20 protein-coding genes are annotated in these 18100 nt (G+C 65.7%); 15 read left to right on the top strand and 5 right to left on the bottom strand.

The window, feature by feature from the left end:
- The first annotated feature begins 69 nt into the window (after positions 1 to 69).
- Positions 70 to 861, top strand: coding sequence for a MipA/OmpV family protein (locus tag GTP77_RS15865; RefSeq protein ID WP_161073121.1), 792 nt, complete (start codon positions 70 to 72; stop codon positions 859 to 861).
- A gap of 6 nt (positions 862 to 867) precedes the next feature.
- Here the strand turns inward: GTP77_RS15865 and GTP77_RS15860 are convergent, their stop codons facing one another.
- From GTP77_RS15860 to GTP77_RS15850, 3 genes are all read right to left on the bottom strand, one after another.
- A complete protein-coding gene (locus GTP77_RS15860) occupies positions 868 to 1209 on the bottom strand; it encodes a hypothetical protein (protein ID WP_161073120.1) in 342 nt (113 codons plus the stop codon).
- A 108-nt stretch (positions 1210 to 1317) separates the two neighbouring features.
- A complete protein-coding gene (locus GTP77_RS15855) occupies positions 1318 to 1779 on the bottom strand; it encodes a YybH family protein (RefSeq protein WP_161073119.1) in 462 nt (153 codons plus the stop codon).
- Positions 1780 to 1823: 44 nt separating this feature from the next.
- On the bottom strand, positions 1824 to 2477 hold the full coding sequence (locus GTP77_RS15850; protein ID WP_161073118.1) for a hydrolase: 654 nt from the start codon (positions 2475 to 2477) through the stop codon (positions 1824 to 1826).
- A 185-nt stretch (positions 2478 to 2662) separates the two neighbouring features.
- Between GTP77_RS15850 and GTP77_RS15845 the strand changes: the two genes are divergently transcribed.
- From GTP77_RS15845 to GTP77_RS15835, 3 genes are read left to right on the top strand one after another with little or no spacing between them, the layout of a single operon-like run.
- On the top strand, positions 2663 to 3100 hold the full coding sequence (locus GTP77_RS15845) for an MbcA/ParS/Xre antitoxin family protein (RefSeq protein ID WP_161073117.1): 438 nt from the start codon (positions 2663 to 2665) through the stop codon (positions 3098 to 3100).
- Entirely contained in the window at positions 3100 to 3786 is a 687-nt protein-coding gene (locus GTP77_RS15840; RefSeq protein WP_187358736.1) for an RES family NAD+ phosphorylase, read from the top strand. Before GTP77_RS15845 ends, GTP77_RS15840 begins: the two co-directional genes overlap by 1 nt.
- Before the next feature lie 8 nt (positions 3787 to 3794).
- A complete protein-coding gene (locus GTP77_RS15835) occupies positions 3795 to 4115 on the top strand; it encodes a DUF2288 domain-containing protein (protein WP_161073115.1) in 321 nt (106 codons plus the stop codon).
- A gap of 18 nt (positions 4116 to 4133) precedes the next feature.
- On the opposite strand, the gene GTP77_RS15830 is transcribed toward GTP77_RS15835, so the two are convergent.
- Positions 4134 to 5510 (bottom strand): YihY family inner membrane protein, encoded by a 1377-nt coding sequence (locus tag GTP77_RS15830; RefSeq protein WP_161073114.1) that lies wholly within the window; start codon positions 5508 to 5510, stop codon positions 4134 to 4136.
- Positions 5511 to 5705: 195 nt separating this feature from the next.
- Here GTP77_RS15830 and GTP77_RS15825 point away from each other — a divergent pair, with 195 nt between their 5' ends.
- The 9 genes from GTP77_RS15825 to GTP77_RS15785 are packed head-to-tail and all read left to right on the top strand — an operon-like array spanning position 5706 to position 14791.
- On the top strand, positions 5706 to 5960 hold the full coding sequence (locus tag GTP77_RS15825) for a type II toxin-antitoxin system HicA family toxin (RefSeq protein ID WP_161073113.1): 255 nt from the start codon (positions 5706 to 5708) through the stop codon (positions 5958 to 5960).
- On the top strand, positions 5957 to 6331 hold the full coding sequence (locus GTP77_RS15820; RefSeq protein WP_161073112.1) for a type II toxin-antitoxin system HicB family antitoxin: 375 nt from the start codon (positions 5957 to 5959) through the stop codon (positions 6329 to 6331). The genes GTP77_RS15825 and GTP77_RS15820 overlap by 4 nt, the downstream gene beginning before the upstream one ends.
- A 9-nt stretch (positions 6332 to 6340) precedes the next feature.
- Positions 6341 to 6949: an NAD(P)H:quinone oxidoreductase gene (gene wrbA, locus GTP77_RS15815; RefSeq protein WP_161073111.1), complete on the top strand. Its 609-nt coding sequence runs from the start codon at positions 6341 to 6343 to the stop codon at positions 6947 to 6949.
- Positions 6949 to 7359, top strand: a complete 411-nt coding sequence (locus tag GTP77_RS15810; RefSeq protein ID WP_161073220.1) for a DUF2069 domain-containing protein — start codon at positions 6949 to 6951, stop codon at positions 7357 to 7359. Before wrbA ends, GTP77_RS15810 begins: the two co-directional genes overlap by 1 nt.
- Positions 7356 to 8801: an FAD-binding oxidoreductase gene (locus GTP77_RS15805; RefSeq protein WP_229202220.1), complete on the top strand. Its 1446-nt coding sequence runs from the start codon at positions 7356 to 7358 to the stop codon at positions 8799 to 8801. The genes GTP77_RS15810 and GTP77_RS15805 overlap by 4 nt, the downstream gene beginning before the upstream one ends.
- Positions 8798 to 9229 carry a DUF4124 domain-containing protein gene (locus tag GTP77_RS15800; RefSeq protein ID WP_161073110.1) on the top strand — a complete coding sequence of 144 codons (432 nt, stop codon included), beginning with the start codon at positions 8798 to 8800 and terminating at the stop codon, positions 9227 to 9229. Before GTP77_RS15805 ends, GTP77_RS15800 begins: the two co-directional genes overlap by 4 nt.
- Positions 9226 to 11820 (top strand): ABC transporter permease, encoded by a 2595-nt coding sequence (locus GTP77_RS15795; RefSeq protein ID WP_228896712.1) that lies wholly within the window; start codon positions 9226 to 9228, stop codon positions 11818 to 11820. Before GTP77_RS15800 ends, GTP77_RS15795 begins: the two co-directional genes overlap by 4 nt.
- Positions 11821 to 11822: 2 nt before the next feature.
- Positions 11823 to 12911 (top strand): lipocalin-like domain-containing protein, encoded by a 1089-nt coding sequence (locus tag GTP77_RS15790; RefSeq protein ID WP_161073217.1) that lies wholly within the window; start codon positions 11823 to 11825, stop codon positions 12909 to 12911.
- A gap of 23 nt (positions 12912 to 12934) precedes the next feature.
- A complete protein-coding gene (locus GTP77_RS15785) occupies positions 12935 to 14791 on the top strand; it encodes an ABC transporter transmembrane domain-containing protein (protein WP_161073109.1) in 1857 nt (618 codons plus the stop codon).
- A gap of 44 nt (positions 14792 to 14835) precedes the next feature.
- On the opposite strand, the gene GTP77_RS15780 is transcribed toward GTP77_RS15785, so the two are convergent.
- Positions 14836 to 15516: a PEP-CTERM sorting domain-containing protein gene (locus GTP77_RS15780; RefSeq protein WP_161073108.1), complete on the bottom strand. Its 681-nt coding sequence runs from the start codon at positions 15514 to 15516 to the stop codon at positions 14836 to 14838.
- Between the two features lie 133 nt (positions 15517 to 15649).
- Between GTP77_RS15780 and GTP77_RS15775 the strand changes: the two genes are divergently transcribed.
- Positions 15650 to 16744, top strand: a complete 1095-nt coding sequence (locus GTP77_RS15775) for a threonine aldolase family protein (RefSeq protein WP_161073107.1) — start codon at positions 15650 to 15652, stop codon at positions 16742 to 16744.
- Between the two features lie 14 nt (positions 16745 to 16758).
- Positions 16759 to 18100 (top strand): DEAD/DEAH box helicase (locus GTP77_RS15770; RefSeq protein ID WP_161073106.1); only part of this gene is annotated, 1342 nt, incomplete at its 3' end.

The following is an 18100-nucleotide window of genomic DNA, read 5'->3' as shown; positions in this document are numbered from 1 at the left end:
TCAGATTTGCTTCATGACCGCCCCGCACACTGCAGGCCTTCCCAACTCAATCACAACATTGGAAACCTGATGAAGACCTGCAAATCGATATTCACGCTGAAACTGGCTCCCGCGCTGTTCGTCCTGCTGAGCGGCGGCGCTTTCGCCGGCAGCGATGCCGTCCTGACCATAGGCGGCGGAGCCGCGCTGGCGCCGCGCTACTCCGGCTCGGACGAAAACATGGCCCTGCCCATGCTGCTGCTGGACTATTCCACTGCCAGCGGCTTCTACGCCAGCACCATGCGCGGCCTGGGCTACGGCGGATCCGCCGGCCCCTTCAGCTACAGCGCGGCGCTGGGCTTCCGCGCACCGCGCAAGGAAAACGGCGAGCTACCCTTCGGTGGCAAGGCCAGCAAATACCTGCGCGGCATGGGCGACGTGAAAGGCAGCGCCACGGCCAACCTGAGCGCGGGCTATGCCATCTTTGAGGGCCTGACGGTGAATCTGCATACGGCGCAGGCGCTGAGCGCGCGCGAAACCGGCGGCACCTATGGCGCAGGCCTGACCGGCACGCTGTTCAAGGACGCGGGCAACACGGTCACGCTGAGCCTGGGATTTGAAATGGCGGACAAGAAGTATGCGCAGACCTACTACGGCGTCAGCGCGCAGCAGGCGCTCAAGTCGGGCTACAAGGTCTACAAACCGAAGGCGGGTATGTATCAGGCCGACGTGGCGATGAGCTGGCAGCACAAGGTGGACGAACGCTGGGCCGTCACCGGCATGCTGGGCGTGAGCGGCCTGTTGCGCGACGCGGCGAATAGCCCGCTGACGCGGCGCACGACATCACCCACGGCGGCGGTGTACGCCAGCTATGGATTCTGAGAGGGATTAACGCGAGGCCAGCTTTTGCTGATGGTGGCTGGCGTCATTGAGCTGCATGGCAACGCGGGCGGCGCGCAACGTTATGGCGTCGCGTTCCATCTGGCGCTGCGGAGCCCGCTGCTGTGCAGCGTAAGCCTGCTGCGGACGTGCCACCGGCAGCTCACCGGGCGCCAGCGAAATGCGCGTGATGCCGTGCGGCCGGACTTGCGGCTGCACCACCGCCTCGGCGCCTGGAAGGGCTGCCGGCTCGGCCGGCTGCTCCTGCGCATGCGCGGCGCCCAGGGTGGCTGCGAAGGCTGCGGCGCGTGCCAGGCAAAGCAGTGAATGGCGTGCAATAGATGAGTACATGGTGGGCCTCCTGATCGAATGGCCCCATGATTGCCTACTGCCTGGACCGGCTCTGTGCGTCGCCGCACCCACACGGGCACGGCGGGGCGGCGTCCTACACTGCCCCCCCTACTTCTTGCAGTCGCAGAGATCCTGCCCCTTGTCGAACACAATGCGCCACTTGCCCGGCGCCTCCTGGCGCCAAACCGAGTTGAAGCGGGCAAACAGCTTGCCCCTGGCGTCGTACACCGGCCCGGAGGAATGGGCCAGCGTGCCGGAATCGGTCACGTCCACTTGGTCCGGCTCCCAGGAAAACGGGGCTTCCTTGCCGTCGTAAAACTTCTTCCAGAAAGCCGCCACCTGCTCCTTGCCGCGCAAGGGCGTGGGGCCGGAGTAGAACACGGTTTCGTCGGAGAGGAAGCTGGTGAAGGCGGCCAGGTCGCGCTGGCGCATGGTGGCGGCGAAAGCGCGTTCCGTGTCCGCAACCTGCTGCACCAGCTCGGCGTTGGAAGGCGCCGCGCGCGCGGCTGCGGGCGCCAGCCCGAAACACAAGGCCAGCGCCGGCAAGGCGGCAATTTGTCGAAGGCTCATCGATACTCCTCACAGGGTCGGCGAGCCTTCGATACTACGCCGGTTTAATGGCCTTCGGAAGCGTTGAACATGGACTTGGCGTAGATCAGGCCCAGGCCATAGCCACCGCCGTGCGCGATCGAGGTGGCCACGGTTTCATCGTAGGTTTCGCCGCGCGCCCAGTCGCGCTGCAGCTCCAGCAGGTATTGCAGCGAAGTGATGGGCTTGGCGCCGGCCTGTATCATGCGCTGCATGGCGCGCTCATGCGCTTCGTCGCTCACGTCACCGGAGGCGTCGGCAATCACATACACTTCAAAACCCTGGTCCAGCGCCGACAGTGCGGGGCCGACGATGCACACCGAGGTCCACAAGCCCGCCAGCACGATGCGGCCACGGCCGATTTCGTTGACGCGGTCGGCAATGCGCTGGTCCTCCCAGGTATTCATGCTGGTGCGGTCGATAGGCTGCTGCTCGGGGAATACGGACTGGATTTCGTCGAAAATGGGGCCGGAGAAACTTTTCGCTGCCACCGTGGTGAGGATGGTCGGCACCTTGAATTCGCGCGCCGCCTTGGCAACCAGCGCCGCATTGTTGCGCAGCACATTGATGTCGATGGACTTGGTGGCGAAGGACATCTGGGACTGGTGATCTATCATGATCAGGGTGTGGTCGTTGGCGTTCAGCAGTTCTTTACCTGGTTGGGCTTTGGCGATAGGCATGATAGTTCCTTTAGGTTATGAATCAGTTTTTTCGAATGTCTGCAGTGTGTGCAGTGCCGATGAAATGAAGTATGAACCTGCTGGATTGAAAAGAAAAACGGAAAAATTGCCGGTCTACTATCGAAATTTTCGAAATTGCACTTTCAGTGAAATCGGAGTATAAATAATCCAGAAACGGAGGATTTATGCAAACCGCACTGAGCTACCCCCGCAGCCGCTTTGAACCCGCCGTTCCGGTCGACCTGAACGCGCGCGAAGAACGCGAGCGCCTGTCCAAGTCCGCGCTGGCCGCCTTTTTCCGCTTGGTGGAAGCCTGGTCGGTGCGCGACGAGGACGCCCGCGAACTGCTGGGCGGCCTGTCCAGCAGCAGCTATTACGACTGGAAGAAGAAACCGGAACGCGTATTGGAAGTGGACCGCATCACGCGCATTTCCTATCTGGTGGGCATCTACAAGTCGCTGCACATCCTGTACGGCGACGAGCTGGCCGACCGCTGGGTGACGCTGCCCAACAAGAACATCATCTTCGGCGGCCGCACGCCGCTGGCCTATATGCTGGGCGGCGGCCTGCTGGCCATGCAGACGGTGCGCAAGCTGGTCGATGCGCGGCGCGGCGGGCTTTGATGGCGGCGCCCCTGCCACCGCTGGCACAGCTGCGCCAGTTCGATACCTGCCGCCTGATCCAGTCGCGCTTTGCCGACGTGGAGGACTCCGTGCTGGCCCCGCTGGCCGGCAGCGACGCCGAGCTGCTTGACCTGTTCGATCTGGACAACGCCACCAATGCGCGCCTGATCGCCGAGCACGGCGGCGCGCCCGGCATAGGCATAGACGAGCTGGTGTTCCGGGTGCCGAACTACCGCATCGTCAACGCCGCCTTTACCTACGCGCGTCCCGAGGGTAGCCGCTTCAACGACGGCGAGCGCGGCGCGTGGTACTGCGCCTTCGACATCGACACGGCGCTGGCTGAAATCACGTTTCACAAGACGGTGGAGTACGCCGAGATCGATTATTTCCACGACAGCGTGAGCTACCAGTGCATGCTGGCCGACTTCACCGCCCCGTTTCACGACCTGCGCGGCAGCGGAGACTATGCCAACTGCCTGGACCCGGCCAGCTATGTGCAGTCGCAGCGGCTGGCGGAACGGCTGCTGGACGAGGGCTCGACCGGCGTGATTTTCCCCAGCGTGCGGCGCCCCGGCGGCACCAATCTGGCCTGTTTCAGGCCGGCCCTGGTGGGCAATGTTCGCAAAGGAGCGGCCTATCGGTTAACATGGCAGGGAGCGCCGCAACCGCGCATCTCCACCCTATGAGCTTCACTATGCAAACCAAACCTGAAAAAGACACCGAACTGCGCGACAAGATCAACCGTGAAACGGCGCGCTTGCCGTGGTCCGAGCTGATCAAGCACTTTGCCTCCGGCACGGTGGTGTGGATCGCCGACGAGCTGGACCTGGTCGATGTGGCCGTGCGCATTTCGCACGACGACAAGGCCAGCATCACCCAATGGATGGCGGCCGGCCTGATCGCCAAAGTCTCCGACGAGCAAGCCCAGCACTGGCTGGACACCGGCGCCAGCCTGTGGGCCAGCGTGGTCAGCCCCTTCATCCTGGTACAGCAAGAAAAACGCAAGACCCACTAAGTTTTTCCAGCGGCAGTTTCAGCGGCAATCCAGCGGGCCGAAGTGCTCGGCCAGCGTCCGCCCCAATCCCTTCTCGACGGATTCCTCCACCTGGCGCGCCAGGCTGGCGGCATCGCGCGCGGCCTGGCGGTCACGCTCGTCCTCCTCGTCGTCCGGCACGCCGCTGTTGACGGCCACGCCGCCAAACACAAACACGCGGTACACATCGGCCAGGGTCAGGCGCTCGGGGTTGGCCAGCAGCACCCAGTTGTCCGCGCCCTCGCTGACGCGTTTGCCCCACTGCACGCGCGACGGCGCATCGGCCTTGACCTTGCCCACCCAGCCCTGCTGCTGCATGCGCTCGAGCAGCGCATCCATTTCGTCGTAGCCCATGCGCGTGAACTGGCGGATGGCCGCGGAGTTCACCAGCGCAGTATCGGCGCAATGGCCGGCCACGTGCAGCACCTTGAGGATGGCCATCGCATCGACAAACTCGCCGCCCGGCACCGCTTCGTGCCACCAGCGCTCGTATTTCACCACCGGCAGCGCCGCCGTGAACAGCGCGCCCACCAGCGTAATCATCCAGGACAGGTAGATCCACAGCAGGAACAGCGGCAGCGCCGCCAGTGCGCCGTAGATGCGCGAATAGGTCGGGAACTGCGTGATGAAGACCGCGAAGCCGCGCTTGGCCAGCTCGAAGAACAGCGCCGCCATCAAGCCGCCCCACAGCGCGTCGCGCCAGTCCACCTGGCGGTTCGGCACCACCACGTACATCAACGTGAAGCCGGCCGTGGTGGCCAGCACCGACAGCGTGGTGTAGAGCAGCGCGCCCAGCACCGGCAAGTCCCCCACCAGGTCGCTGGTGGCGATGTAGACGTGGGTCGACATGCTGAGCGACACGCCCACCAGCACCGGCCCCAGGGTGAGGATGGCCCAGTACACCAGGATGCGGCGGGTCCAGCTGCGCTCGGCCTTCACGCGCCAGATGCGGTTGAACACGCGCTCTATCATGCCCATCATGGCCACCGACGTCACCACCAGCGCCACCGCGCCCACGGCGGACAGGCGGGTAGCCTTGGCCGCGAACATGGTGAGGTTGTTCAGGATGGGCGTGGCGATCTGCTTGGGCATCACGCTTTGCGCAAAATACACCTCCAGCGCCTTGCGCAAAGTGGTGAACATGGGGAAGGTGGTGAAGATGGCCAGCGCGATGGTCAGCAGCGGCACCAGCGCGAACACCGTGGTGAACGTGAGGCTGCCGGCCACTTGCTGCAGGCTCTCCTCCCTCAGGCGGCGGCGGGCGAACAAAAACATGTCGCGGATCTCGTGCCACGACAAGGCGCGCAGCACCGCCACGCCGACGTTACAGGTGCGGAAAATGTACTGCAAAAACGGGTAGATATACTTGGAAAACATTGAATCCTGTGTTGAAAATGCACTTGTTGCAGGCACGCGGCAAGTCCGCCGGACGCCAAAGCGCCCTATGATACCAATGTTTCATGTTTTCGACACTTTTTACCTACAAATCAATTACTTAGGCAGCCGCTATGGCCGCCGGCCAACTTGCCTTGCGAGATTTGCGAGCAGTACTATTTTTTAGTACCATTAGCTATGAAAGCAAAACACCAAAGGACATTGCAGCTGATCTTTTCCAGGCCTACACCGGCCGGTGTCAAGTGGCTGGATGCTGTTGCATTACTTGAGGCACTCGGGGCAGATATTTCCGAGGCCGAAGGCTCACGTGTAGCCGTGTGTCTTTTTGGGCAGGTGAAAGTACTGCATCGGCCGCATCCTTCCCCGGACATCGACAAAGGTGCTGTTGCATCCATCCGGAAGTGGCTTGAAGAAAACGGAGTGAAACCATGAATAACATTATGAAAATCGATGGCCAGCAGGCTGTCATTGCATACGATCCCGAGATTGAACTCTTTAGGGGCGAATTTATCGGACTGAATGGAGGCGCAGACTTTTACGCGCCAGACGTAGCGGGACTGCAGCGCGAGGGTTCTATTTCACTCGCCGTATTCCTGCGGACATGCAAAGAACGGGGCATAGAACCGTTCAAGAGCTTTTCAGGCAAATTTGTTCTTCGTGTAGACCCGGCTGTCCACGAAGCTGCAGCACTGGCCGCTGCCGCGGACGGCAAGAGCTTGAATCAGTGGGCTTCGGACGTCCTCAAAATATCGCTGGAGGCAGCTGATAATTCTTATGCTAGCCCACGGGCTAAACTCGCATAAAATACCAGGATGAGCACACCCGATCTGATTATTCTCGTCTTGTACTATTCGCGCCACGGCGCAACGCGCAAACTGGCGGAGCTGATTGCCCAGGGCATCGACGCGGTGCCGGGCTGCGAAGCGCGGCTGCGGACGGTGCCGGCGGTGTCCACCGTGGCCGAGGCCAGCGCGCCGGCGGTGCCGTCGGAAGGGGCGCCCTATGTTGAACTGGAGGACCTGCGCGAGTGCGCGGCGCTGGCACTGGGTTCGCCCACCCGCTTCGGCAACATGGCCTCGGCCATGAAGTACTTCTGGGACGGCACCTCGGCCGAGTGGCTGTCCGGCTCCCTGGCGGGCAAGCCGGCCTGCGTGTTCACCTCCACCGGCAGCCTGCACGGCGGCCAGGAGTCAACGCTGCTGACCATGATGATCCCCCTGCTCCACCACGGCATGCTGGTCATGGGCCTGCCCTACACCCACGCCGAACTGATGACCACAGAAAGCGGCGGTTCGCCTTACGGCCCCACCCACTGGTCCGGCCTTGACGGCAACAAGCCCTTGACGGAAGATGAAAAACGCCTGGCCACGGCGCAGGGCCGCCGGCTGGCAGAAACAGCCCGCAAGCTGCAGGGGACATGATGGAAACCAAGTCGCAAAAATTCTTCCACCGGGGCGCCATCGCCAGCATGATGCTGCTCATCCTTTGGTGCATCGCCTGGGAAGTGTGGCTGGCGCCGCTCAAGCCGGGCGGCTCCTGGCTCGCGCTCAAGGCCGCGCCGCTGCTGTTCCCGCTGGCCGGCATCATCAAGCGCGACGTCTACACGCTGCAATGGACTTCGATGGTGATACTGCTGTACTTCACCGAGGGCGTGGTGCGCGGCTGGAGCGACATCGGCACGCTGTCCGCCTGGCTGGGCTGGGGCGAGGCCCTGATCGTGACGGTCTACTTCATCTGCGCCGTGATGTATGTGCGGCCCTATAAAAAAGCTGCCAAGCAGCTTACCAAAGACCTGCTGGACAAGGTCAACCGGGTCAATTCGGCGAAATGACCGTGCTGTCCTCCGCCATGCGCCATGCCTTCCTGGCCCACTGCCGGATAGTGCTGGGCGATAGCCACGTCTACACCTCGGCCGCCGATATGGCGCCCTTCCTGACCGACTGGCGCGGCCGCCACACCGGCCTGGCCATGGCCGTGCTGCGTCCCGGCAGCGTGCAGCAGGTGGCGGACGTGGTGCGCGCCTGCGCGCGCTGGTCGATTCCGATGGTGCCGCAAGGCGGCAATACGGGCCTGGTGCTGGGCGGTGTGCCGGACGGCAGCGGCGCGGCCGTGGTGCTGTCGCTGGCGCGCCTGAACAGCATCCGCGAAACCGATGCGCTGAACCGCACCATGACCGTGGACGCGGGCTGCATCCTGCAGCAGATACAGGACGAGGCAGCGGCGCATGACTGCCTGTTCCCCCTGTCGCTGGCGTCCGAAGGCAGCTGCACCATAGGCGGCAACCTGTCCAGCAACGCGGGCGGCACCGCCGTGCTCCGCTACGGCAACGCGCGCGAGCTGTGCCTGGGATTGGAGGTGGTGACGCCGCAGGGCGACATCTGGAACGGCCTGCGCGGCCTGCGCAAGGACAATACCGGCTACGACCTGCGCGACCTGTATATCGGCGCCGAAGGCACGCTGGGCATCATCACCGGCGCCGTGCTGAAGCTGTATCCGCAGCCGAAAGCCAGCGTCACCGCGCTGGCCGCCATGGAGTCCCCGTCCGATGCGCTGCGCCTGCTGGCGCTGATGCAGGACTATTGCGGCGCCAGCCTGACCGGCTTCGAGCTGATGTCCGCCTTCTGCCTGGAGCTGGTGGCCACGCAGTTCCCGCAGCTGCCGCGCCCTTTCAGCGACGCGCAGCATGGACCGTCCCATGGTCAATTCGTGCTGCTGGAACTGTCCAGCAGCGAATCGGAGGCGCACGGCGTCGGCCTGCTGGAGCGGGCGATAGGCGCGGCGCTGGAACAAGGCGCCATCAAGGATGCGGTCGTGGCGGCCTCGGTGGCGCAGTCGCTCGGGCTGTGGCAGCTGCGCGAGCATATCCCGCTGGCCCAGGCCAAGGCGGGCAAGAACATCAAGCACGATATCTCGCTGCCGGTATCGAGCATTCCGGCCTTTATCGAACGCACCGCGCCACTGCTGCAGCAGGCTTTCCCCGGCTGCCAGCTGGTGTGCTTCGGCCACCTGGGCGACGGCAATCTGCACTTCAACGTGGCGCCGCCGGCAGGTATCTCGAACGAAGCCTTCCTGGAGAACCAGGATGCGGTGAACCGCGTGGTGCACGACAGCGTGGCCGCCTTCAGCGGCTCGATTTCGGCCGAACACGGCATCGGCGCGCTGAAACGCGAGGAACTGGCGCGCTACAAATCGCCGCTGGAACTGAACCTGATGCGCGCGATCAAAACGGCGCTGGACCCGCAGGGCATAATGAACCCCGGGAAAATACTATGACACCGCGCGCCTTCGCCCTCTTGCTGATGCTGTGCTCTGCTGCCACGCAAGCGCAGACGGTCCACAAATGCACGGTGGACGGCAAGGTCACATACACGGAACTGCCCTGCCAGGGCGGCACGGCCAGCGTGATCGCCGTGCCGGACGCGCCGGCGCCGGACAAGGCGGCCGCCGCCGAACTGGCCGGCATGAAGAAGCAGGCAGCCGCGCTGGAAAAGGAACGCCGCAAGCGCGAAGCGGCCAGCGAGCGGGAAGACGCGGCGATCAACCGCGCAGCAGCGGCAAGGCGCCAGAAATGCGACAAGGCCAAGCTCGACCAAAAATGGGCTGACGAAGACCTGCGCCGCGCCCAGCCCCAGCGCCAGGAAGGCGCCCGCATCAAGGCGCAGCGCGCTGCGGACAAAGTCAAGCTGGCGTGTTCCAGTTGAACGCTGCGCGGCAGGACGCCGGCCCGGCGCTGCGCCGCTCCTGGGCCAGGCTGTCGCGCTGGCTGCTGCTGGGCGAATGGCGCGCGCATCCGGTGCGGGCCATCACGGCCATTGCCGCCATCGCCATCGGCGTATCGCTGGGCTTCGCCATCCACCTGATCAACGCGGCCGCCTTCAATGAATTCTCGTCCGCCATCAAGAGCCTGTCCGGCCAGGCCGACGTGCAGGTGAGCGGTGCCGAAGCCACCTTCGACGAACAAATCTACCCGCTGCTGGCCGAGCGCGATGGCGTGGCGGTGGCATCGCCCGTGCTGGACGTGCATGCTTCGGTGCCGGGCCAGCGCTCGGCCTTGCAGATTATCGGCCTGGACCCGTTCCGCGCCGGCCATGTCACGCCCGACCTGCTGGGCGCGCCCGGAGCGGAGAACCGGACGGACACCCTGGCGGACGACGCCATCTTCCTCTCCCCCGCCGCCCAGGCCTGGCTCAAGCCGCAGGACGGCGTACTGGCGCTGCAATCGGGCACGCGGACGGTACAGCTGCGCGTGGCCGGTCCCTTGCAGCGCGTGCGTGCCGGGCAGCGGCTGGGGGTGATGGACATCGGCGCGCTGCAATGGCGCTTGAACCGCCTGGGCCAGCTGTCGCGCGTTGACCTGAAGCTGCGCAGCGGCGTGGACCGCGAAGCCTTCAAAGCGGCGCTGGCGCGCGACCTGGAGCGCCAATATCCTGGCCGCTTCCACGTCGGCAGCCCGAACGACGAAGACCAGAACAGCCGCAACAACAATATGAGCCGCGCCTACCGCGTGAACCTGAGCGTACTGGCGCTGGTGGCGCTGTTCACCGGCGCCTTCCTGGTGTTCTCCACGCAGGCGCTGTCGGTCATGCGGCGGCGCAGCCAGTTCGCGCTGCTGCGCGTGCTGGGCATGGAACGCGGCCGCCTGCTGCGCCAGATCCTGCTGGAAGGCTGGATGCTGGGCGTGGCCGGTTCGGTGATCGGCATCGCGGCGGGCTACGGCATGGCGGCCGCCGCGCTCAGCCTCTTCGGCGGCGACCTGGGCGCGGGCTATTTCGCCGGGGTGCAGCCGCAGGTGCAGTTTACGCCCGTCGCTGCGCTGGTCTACTTTGCGCTGGGCGTGGGCGTCGCCATGCTGGGCTGCGCGGCGCCCGCCGTGGAGGCGTCGCGCGCCACGCCTGCGGTGGCGCTGAAGTCGGGCAGCGAGGAAACCGCCATGGCGCGCCTGGCGCGTGCCTCGCCGGGGCTGGCCTGCCTGGCGCTGGCGGCGCTGCTGTCGCAAATGCCGCCGCTGTGGGAGCTGCCCATCTTCGGCTATCTGTCGATTGCGCTGATGCTGGTGGGCGCCATCGCCCTGATGCCGCGCCTGTCGTCCACGGTGTTCCGCTTCCTGCACGCGCGCTGGAGCGCCGCCACGGCGGGCCGCGTGGACAGCTCGCCCGTGCTGGCGCTCACGCTGGCGCGGCTGGCGAACGCCTCCGGCCAGGCCGGCATTGCGCTGGGCGGCGTGCTGTCCAGTTTCAGCCTGATGGTGGCGATGGCCATCATGGTGTCCAGCTTCCGCGTGTCGCTGGACGACTGGCTGCTGCAAATCCTGCCGGCCGACCTGTACGCCAGCAGCGCCAGCGGCGGCGGCACGGCGGGGCTGGGCCTGCGTGAACAGGAGCAGCTGCGCGCCCTGCCCGGCGTGGCCCGCGTCGATTTCCTGCGCATGCGCGGCGTGAGCCTGGCGCCGGAACGCCCCCCCGTACTACTGATGGCGCGCGATATCGATGCCGCAAACGCCGAGAAGGTTCTGGCCATGGCCGGCCCCACCGTGGCCGTGCCCCAGGGGCGGCGGCCGGTGTGGGTGTCCGAGCCCATGTCCGACCTGTACGGCGTGACGGCGGGCAGCCTGCTCAAACTGCCGCTGCAGGGCGGCCTGCATGAATTCTTCGTGGCCGGCGTGTGGCGCGACTACGCCCGTTCCTCGGGCGCGGTGCAGATGCGGCTGGCGGACTACCGCGCCATCACGGGCGATATGGATGTCAACAGCACGGCCATGTGGCTGGCAAAGGATGGGGACATGGCGCAGCTTAAATCGGCCCTGAAGGCGCTGCCCTTCGGCGGCGCGCTGGAACTGAGCGCGCTGTCCGAGCTGCGCGCCATGAGCCTGAAGATATTCGACCGCAGCTTCGCTGTGACTTATCTGCTGGAGGCTATAGCGATTATTGTGGGCCTGTTCGGCGTGGCCGCCACATTCTCGGCGCAGACGCTGGCGCGCTCGAAGGAATTCGGCATGCTGCGCCATATCGGCGTGACGCGCAGGCAGATCCTTGCCATCCTGGCGCTGGAAGGCAGCGCGCTGACGGGGCTGGGCATTGCCACCGGTGCGGCGCTGGGCTGGGTCATCAGCCTGGTGCTGGTGTTTGTGGTGAATCCGCAGTCCTTCCACTGGACCATGCAGATGCATCTTCCCTGGCCGCTGCTGGGCACCGTGGCCGCCGCGCTGCTGACCGCCGCCGCGCTGACTGCGCTGCTGGCGGGCCGGCAAGCGCTGTCCGGCGCGCCCATCCGCGCCGTGCGGGAGGACTGGTGATGATGGCCATTGCGCTGCGCGCGCTGCTGATGTTCGCCGCCATGATGGGCATGCCGGCGCTGGCCGGGCCGCCGCGCCATGCCGAGGTCACGCCCCTGCCCGCTGGCGCCGCGCTGCCCTTCCCCCAGTCCTTCGGCGCCCATCCCGACTACCAGACCGAATGGTGGTACGTCACCGGCTGGCTGAAAACGCCGGACGGCAAGGACCTCGGCTACCAGGTCACTTTCTTCCGCCGCGCCACCGGCGCGGACAGCGCCAACCCCAGCAGATTCGCGCCGCGGCAGCTCATCATCGGCCACGCCGCCCTGTCGGACCCGGCCCAGGGCAAGCTGCTGCACGACCAGCGCAGCGCCCGCGAGGGCTTCGGCCTGGCCTACGCCAGGGCTGGCGGCACCGACGTGAAACTGGACGACTGGCGCATGGTGCGCCGCCCGGACGGCACGTACCAGGTCACGCTGGCCGCCGCCAGCTTCACGCTGAACCTCACGCTCGCCCCCACCCAGCCGGTGCTGCTGCAGGGCGAAAACGGCTATTCCCGCAAAGGCCCGGACCCGCAGCAGGCCAGCTACTACTACAGCGAACCGCAGCTCAAGACCAGCGGCGCCATCACGCGCGGCGGGGGCAAGCCGCAGGCCGTGAGCGGCGTGTCCTGGCTGGACCACGAATGGTCGCAGCAGGTGCTGGGCGCCGACGCGGCGGGCTGGGACTGGATGAGCGCCAACCTCGACGACGGCGGCGCCCTGATGGCTTTCCAGATCCGCAGCAAAACCGGTGCTAAACTATGGGCGCACGCGACATGGCGCGATGCATCCGGTAAGATCACGCATTACTCGCCGGACCAGGTCAGTTTTACCCCGCAACGGCGGTGGCGTTCGCCCCGCACCAATGCCGAGTATCCCGTCGCCACCCAGCTGGCCACAGGCAGCACGCTGTGGCAGATTGCGCCCCTGCAGGAAGACCAGGAGCTCGATTCGCGCCGCAGCACGGGCGCGGTGTACTGGGAAGGCGCGGCCACGGTGAACCGTGACGGCGCGCGCGCGGGGCGCGGCTACCTGGAGCTAACGGGCTACGCCAGTCCCATGAAATTATGAATACGCTTACGAATAACAATACGATGACCGACAGTATCAACAGCAAGACCAGCACCGCCGCCGCGCCATCCACACCGAGCGAATCCCGCGAACTGAAGAAAGGCAGCCTGGCCGCCTTCAAGGGCCTGATGCCTTTCCTGCGCCCCTACCGCGCGCAGTTCGCCATGGCCGGCGTGGCGCTGGTGGTGGCCGCCGGCGCCACCCTGGCCATACCGGCCGCCTTCAAGCAGATGATAGACCTGGGCTTCGGCGCCTCGGCCGGGGTGCGCAGCATCCAGCATGTAAACCTGGTGTTCCTGGCGCTGTTCGGCGTGGCCACCATCCTGGCGCTGGCGACGGCGGCGCGCTTCTACACCGTGTCCTGGCTGGGTGAACGCGTCACGGCCGACATCCGCAGCGCCGTGTACCGCCACGTGGTCACGCAAAGCCCGGAATTCTTCGAAACCACGCAGACCGGCGAGGTGCTGTCGCGCATCACCACCGACACCACGCTGATCCAGGCGGTGGTGGGCACCAGCATCTCCATGGCGCTGCGCAATGTGCTGCTGTTCCTTGGCGGCCTGGCCATGCTGTTCGTCACCAGCGTGAAGCTGTCGTCCATCATCATCGGCCTGCTGATCCTGACGGTGCTGCCCATCGTGATGTTCGGCCGCCGCGTGCGCAAGCTCTCGCGCGACTCGCAGGACCGCATCGCGGACGCCTCCGCCGTGGCGGGCGAAATCCTGAACGCCATGCCCACCGTGCAGGCCTTCACGCATGAAAAGATTGAAACCGAGCGCTTTGGCGCATCGGTGGAAGGGGCCTTCGTCACCGCCATGAAGCGCATCCGCGCACGCGCCATGCTGACCGCGCTGGCCATCGTGCTGGTGTTCGGCACCATTGTGTTTGTGCTGTGGCTGGGCGCGCACGCGGTGCTGGACGGCGCCATGACCGGCGGCGACCTGGGCCAGTTCATCCTGTACGCCTCCATTGTTGCCGGCGCCATCGGCGCCCTGTCGGAAGTGATGGGCGAAGCCCAGCGCGCGGCCGGCGCCACCGAACGCCTGCTGGAACTGATGTCGGTCAAGTCCCAGATCCAGTCGCCCGCGCATCCGGTCGCCCTGCCGCCGCGCGCCGCCAACGGCGCCTCGCTGACGCTGGCCGACGTCACCTTCAACTACCCTTCGCGTCCGGACACCGCCGCGCTGGCGCACTTGTCGCTGGACATCAAGCCCGGTGAGACCGTCGCCGTGGTGGGACCTTCGGGCGCTGGCAAAACCACGCTATTCCAGCTCTTCCTACGCTTCTACGACCCGCAGCTGGGCGCCATCAAGCTCGATGGCGTGGACATCCGCCAGCTCGACCTGCACACGCTGCGCGACGCCATCGGCATCGTGCCGCAGGATACGGTGATCTTCTCGACCGACGCGATGGAAAACATCCGCTACGGCCGCGCCGGCGCCACCGACGCGGAAGTGATCCAGGCCGCCAAGCTGGCGGCGGCGCACGAGTTCATCGAACGCCTGCCGAACGGCTACCAGTCCTTCCTGGGCGAGCGCGGCGTACGCCTGTCCGGCGGCCAGCGTCAGCGCATCGCTATCGCGCGCGCGCTGCTGAAAAATCCCCCGCTACTGCTGCTGGATGAAGCCACCAGCGCGCTGGACGCGGAATCGGAGCGCCTGGTGCAAGGCGCGCTGGAAGCGGCCATGCAGGGCCGCACCACCGTCATCATCGCGCACCGCCTGGCAACGGTGCAGCGCGCGGACCGCATCATCGTCATGGAAGACGGCAAGATCGTGGAAACCGGCACGCACGCATCGCTGGTTGCGCTGGGCGGGATTTACGCCAACTTGGCGGCGCTGCAGTTCCACCACGTCCACAGCGTGCACGCTGCGACGTAAAAAAAAAGCCGCATGATGATGCGGCTTTTTTTTTGGCTTGAGATTTAAGCGCGCTTTTTGCGGCGGCTCAGCAGCAGCGCCATCAAACCCAGTCCGCTCAATGCCAGCGTCCCCGGTTCCGGCACGGCGGTGCCGAAGAATTCCAGTTCGTTCAGCTGGTGCATGCCGCCCTCATAGACCGTGGACGTGGCCTGGTAGCGGAAGATGCTGTAGGCGGCATTGGAGGTAAAGTCCCCGCCAGCCTTGCTGTATTCATTGACCTGCAGGCGATTCGAGCCCCATGCCGACACGCCGTTGTTGTTATAGCTGAAGATGGGCGTGTAGTTGATGCCGTCGTTCGAGCCCAGGATTTGCCAGATGTCCGGATCGCGTTCCGGGCCGTCGTTGCCGGATGTGGCAGTGAACTTGGTCAGGTTGTAGCGCTTGCTGCCGAAGTTGGCCTCGACCCACACCGTGCCGCCGTCGCAGCACCACTTGTCGTTGCCGCCGCCGACGCGGTTGTCGAACACGTTGAAGGCATACTCGCCGCCGCCAAAGCCCGGCTCCACCGACGAGCGGAAGGTGGCGTTATAGCCGATATCCGCTTCCGGATTGCCGTTGTTCTCGGGGTCCGTCAGGTCGCCGCCGATCAGCGCGCCGGTACCGGCGCCGCGCACCACCACCGCCTGGGCCGCGCTGGAGGCCAGCAAGGCGACCACAAAGAGCGCCTTCATCAGTTTGTTCATCTTTTGTCTTAGTTTCATATTGATAACATTATTTAGCTTTAGGCAATTATATCCCATTCCATTGCACGCCGGACTATTCGCCGTGCGATCCTGCGCCAGTCCTGTAAAATCACGTTCTTTCAGGAGATTGCCCGTGACGGACGCCGAACTGCGCCAGATGTGCCATACCGTATTGCCCGGCCATCGCCAGCCCGCGCCGGCGGAGACTTTTGCCGCCATGGCCGCTTGGTGCGCCGCCAACGACGTGGCGCATGACACCTACGGCGAAGGCCCGCTGATCCAGTCCTTCGAGCGCAAGATGGCGGATTTGCTGGGCTTCGAGGCGGGCACCTTCTGCATCACCGGCACCATGACCCAGGTGACGGCGCTGCGCCTGGCCTGCATGGAACGCGGCAGTCCGCTGGCGGCGCTGCATCCCACCGCCCACATCTTCAAGCACGAACGCGGCAACCACCAGCTGCTGGGTCATTTCCAGGCCTTACAGATCGGCGATTCCAACCGCCCCTGGACGCTGGACGACCTGCAAGCCCTGCCCGACCATATCGGCGCCGTGTCGCTGGAGCTGCCGGCGCGCGAAATCGGCGGCCAGTGCCCAAGCTGGACCGAGCTGCAAGCCATCAAGGACTACTGCCGCGCGCGCGGCATCCACCTGCACATGGACGGCGCCCGCCTGTGGGAAACCGCAGCCGCCTACGGCAAGCCGCTGCACGAAATCTGCGCCGGCTTCGACACGGTCTACGTTTCGCTCTACAAAGGCATAGGCGGTCTTGGCGGCGCGGTGCTGCTGGGCGGCGCCGCCTTTGTCGCCAAGGCGCAGGAGTGGTTCAAGCGCCAGGGCGGCAACGTCATCCACCGCACGCCTTACGTGGTGGCCGCCGCCATGCAGTTCGACGCGCGCCTGGCCGCCATGCCGCAATACTTCAAGCGCACCGAGGCGCTGTTCGAGACGCTGCGCAGCCACCCGCTGCTCACGCCGAATCCGTCCCGGCCGCACGCCAACCTGCTGCACCTGCATATGCCCGTGAGCCGCGAACGCGCGCTCGCCATCCGCAACGCCTTCGCCGAACAGCATGGCGTGTGGCTGTTCAACCGCGTCAGCCACGCACAGCTGCCGGGCCATAGCGCCACCGAATGGTATGTGGGCGACAACCTGCTCGCCATCAGCGACCAGCGCCTGCACGACATCCTTACCCTGTGGAGCGCCGAACTGGCCGCTCCCGACCAATAACAATAAAGATTCCCATGACTTTCGCATCCCTAGGCCTCATCGATCCCCTGCTGCGCATGCTGGACACGGTAGGCTACACCACGCCCACCCCGGTCCAGAAGCAAGCCATCCCCGCCGTGCTGGCGGGCCGCGACCTGATGGCCGCCGCGCAGACCGGCACCGGCAAGACGGCCGGTTTTGCCATCCCGCTGCTGCAGCGCCTTAGCGAGGGCGAGCGCGCGGAGCCCAACCAGGTGCGCTGCCTGGTGCTGGTGCCCACGCGCGAACTGGCCGAGCAGGTGTACGAAAGCTTCCGCAGCTACGGCCGCAATATTCCGATGCGCTGCCACGTGGCCTACGGCGGCGTGCCGATCGAGCCGCAGATCGCCAAGCTGAACAAGGGCCTGGACGTGATGGTGGCCACGCCGGGCCGCCTGCTGGACCTGTTCCGCCAGGGCGCGGTGCAGTTCGAGCAGCTGGAGTCGCTGGTGCTGGATGAGGCGGACCGCATGCTGGACCTGGGCTTTGCGAACGATCTGGAAGCCATCCTGCTGGCCCTGCCCGACGAGCACCAGACGCTGATGTTCTCGGCCACCTATTCCGAGGACGTGCGCAGCCTGGCGGAGATCCTGCTGAACGATCCGCTGTCCATCCAGGCCAGCCCGCGCAATATCGCCGCCAAGTCGGTCAAGCAGTGGATCATCACCACGGACAAGGCGCACAAGGCGGAACTGTTCCTGCACCTGTTCAAGAAGCAGCGCTGGGGCCAGGTGCTGGTCTTCGTCAAGACGCGCAAAGGCGTGGACGCGCTGGTGAAGACGCTGGCCGCGCACGGCATCAGCACCGATTCCATCCATGGCGACAAGCCGCAGCCGGCCCGCCTGCGCGCGTTGGAGCGCTTCAAGGCCAGCGAAGTGCAGCTGCTGGTGGCGACCGACGTGGCCGCGCGCGGCCTGGACATCGAGGCGCTGCCGCTGGTGGTCAATTTCGACCTGCCCACGGTGGCCGAGGATTATGTGCACCGTATTGGCCGCACCGGCCGGGCGGGCGCCGACGGCGTGGCGATTTCGCTGGTGTGCGCGGACGAGGTGGACCTGCTGGCCGCCATCGAGAAGCTGACCAAGCAGGTGCTGCGCCGCGAGGAGGAGCCCGGCTTTGAAGCGGACCACCGCGTGCCCGAAACCGGCACACCCAAACCCGCCGCCAAGCAAGCTGCTACGGGCAAGAAGAAACGCCCATTCACCGGGCCAGCGGGCGGCAAAGCTGCACTGGCGGCGCAGGCGGCGGGCAGCGCCCCGGCGGGCAAACCGCGCGGTGCAGGCGCGCAGGTCGGCACGGGCGCCAGCGGCAAAGCTGGCGCAGGTGCAGGCGGCAACG

This window comes from Pseudoduganella aquatica (assembly GCF_009857595.1).
In the GTDB taxonomy this organism is placed as follows: domain Bacteria; phylum Pseudomonadota; class Gammaproteobacteria; order Burkholderiales; family Burkholderiaceae_D; genus Rugamonas; species Rugamonas aquatica_A.
The sequence above is the reverse complement of the archived record's forward strand: the minus strand, read 5'-3'. Positions and strand labels throughout refer to the sequence as shown.

Excerpts from the sequence above, each read along its gene's own strand:
- GTP77_RS15865 (WP_161073121.1), top strand. The coding sequence starts at position 70 with ATGAAGACCTGCAAATCGATATTCACGCTGAAACTGGCTCCCGCGCTG.
- GTP77_RS15860 (WP_161073120.1), bottom strand. The coding sequence starts at position 1,209 with ATGTACTCATCTATTGCACGCCATTCACTGCTTTGCCTGGCACGCGCC.
- GTP77_RS15855 (WP_161073119.1), bottom strand. The coding sequence starts at position 1,779 with ATGAGCCTTCGACAAATTGCCGCCTTGCCGGCGCTGGCCTTGTGTTTC.
- GTP77_RS15850 (WP_161073118.1), bottom strand. The coding sequence starts at position 2,477 with ATGCCTATCGCCAAAGCCCAACCAGGTAAAGAACTGCTGAACGCCAAC.
- GTP77_RS15845 (WP_161073117.1), top strand. The coding sequence starts at position 2,663 with ATGCAAACCGCACTGAGCTACCCCCGCAGCCGCTTTGAACCCGCCGTT.
- GTP77_RS15840 (WP_187358736.1), top strand. The coding sequence starts at position 3,100 with ATGGCGGCGCCCCTGCCACCGCTGGCACAGCTGCGCCAGTTCGATACC.
- GTP77_RS15835 (WP_161073115.1), top strand. The coding sequence starts at position 3,795 with ATGCAAACCAAACCTGAAAAAGACACCGAACTGCGCGACAAGATCAAC.
- GTP77_RS15830 (WP_161073114.1), bottom strand. The coding sequence starts at position 5,510 with ATGTTTTCCAAGTATATCTACCCGTTTTTGCAGTACATTTTCCGCACC.
- GTP77_RS15825 (WP_161073113.1), top strand. The coding sequence starts at position 5,706 with ATGAAAGCAAAACACCAAAGGACATTGCAGCTGATCTTTTCCAGGCCT.
- GTP77_RS15820 (WP_161073112.1), top strand. The coding sequence starts at position 5,957 with ATGAATAACATTATGAAAATCGATGGCCAGCAGGCTGTCATTGCATAC.
- wrbA (WP_161073111.1), top strand. The coding sequence starts at position 6,341 with ATGAGCACACCCGATCTGATTATTCTCGTCTTGTACTATTCGCGCCAC.
- GTP77_RS15810 (WP_161073220.1), top strand. The coding sequence starts at position 6,949 with ATGGAAACCAAGTCGCAAAAATTCTTCCACCGGGGCGCCATCGCCAGC.
- GTP77_RS15805 (WP_229202220.1), top strand. The coding sequence starts at position 7,356 with ATGACCGTGCTGTCCTCCGCCATGCGCCATGCCTTCCTGGCCCACTGC.
- GTP77_RS15800 (WP_161073110.1), top strand. The coding sequence starts at position 8,798 with ATGACACCGCGCGCCTTCGCCCTCTTGCTGATGCTGTGCTCTGCTGCC.
- GTP77_RS15790 (WP_161073217.1), top strand. The coding sequence starts at position 11,823 with ATGGCCATTGCGCTGCGCGCGCTGCTGATGTTCGCCGCCATGATGGGC.
- GTP77_RS15785 (WP_161073109.1), top strand. The coding sequence starts at position 12,935 with ATGACCGACAGTATCAACAGCAAGACCAGCACCGCCGCCGCGCCATCC.
- GTP77_RS15780 (WP_161073108.1), bottom strand. The coding sequence starts at position 15,516 with ATGAACAAACTGATGAAGGCGCTCTTTGTGGTCGCCTTGCTGGCCTCC.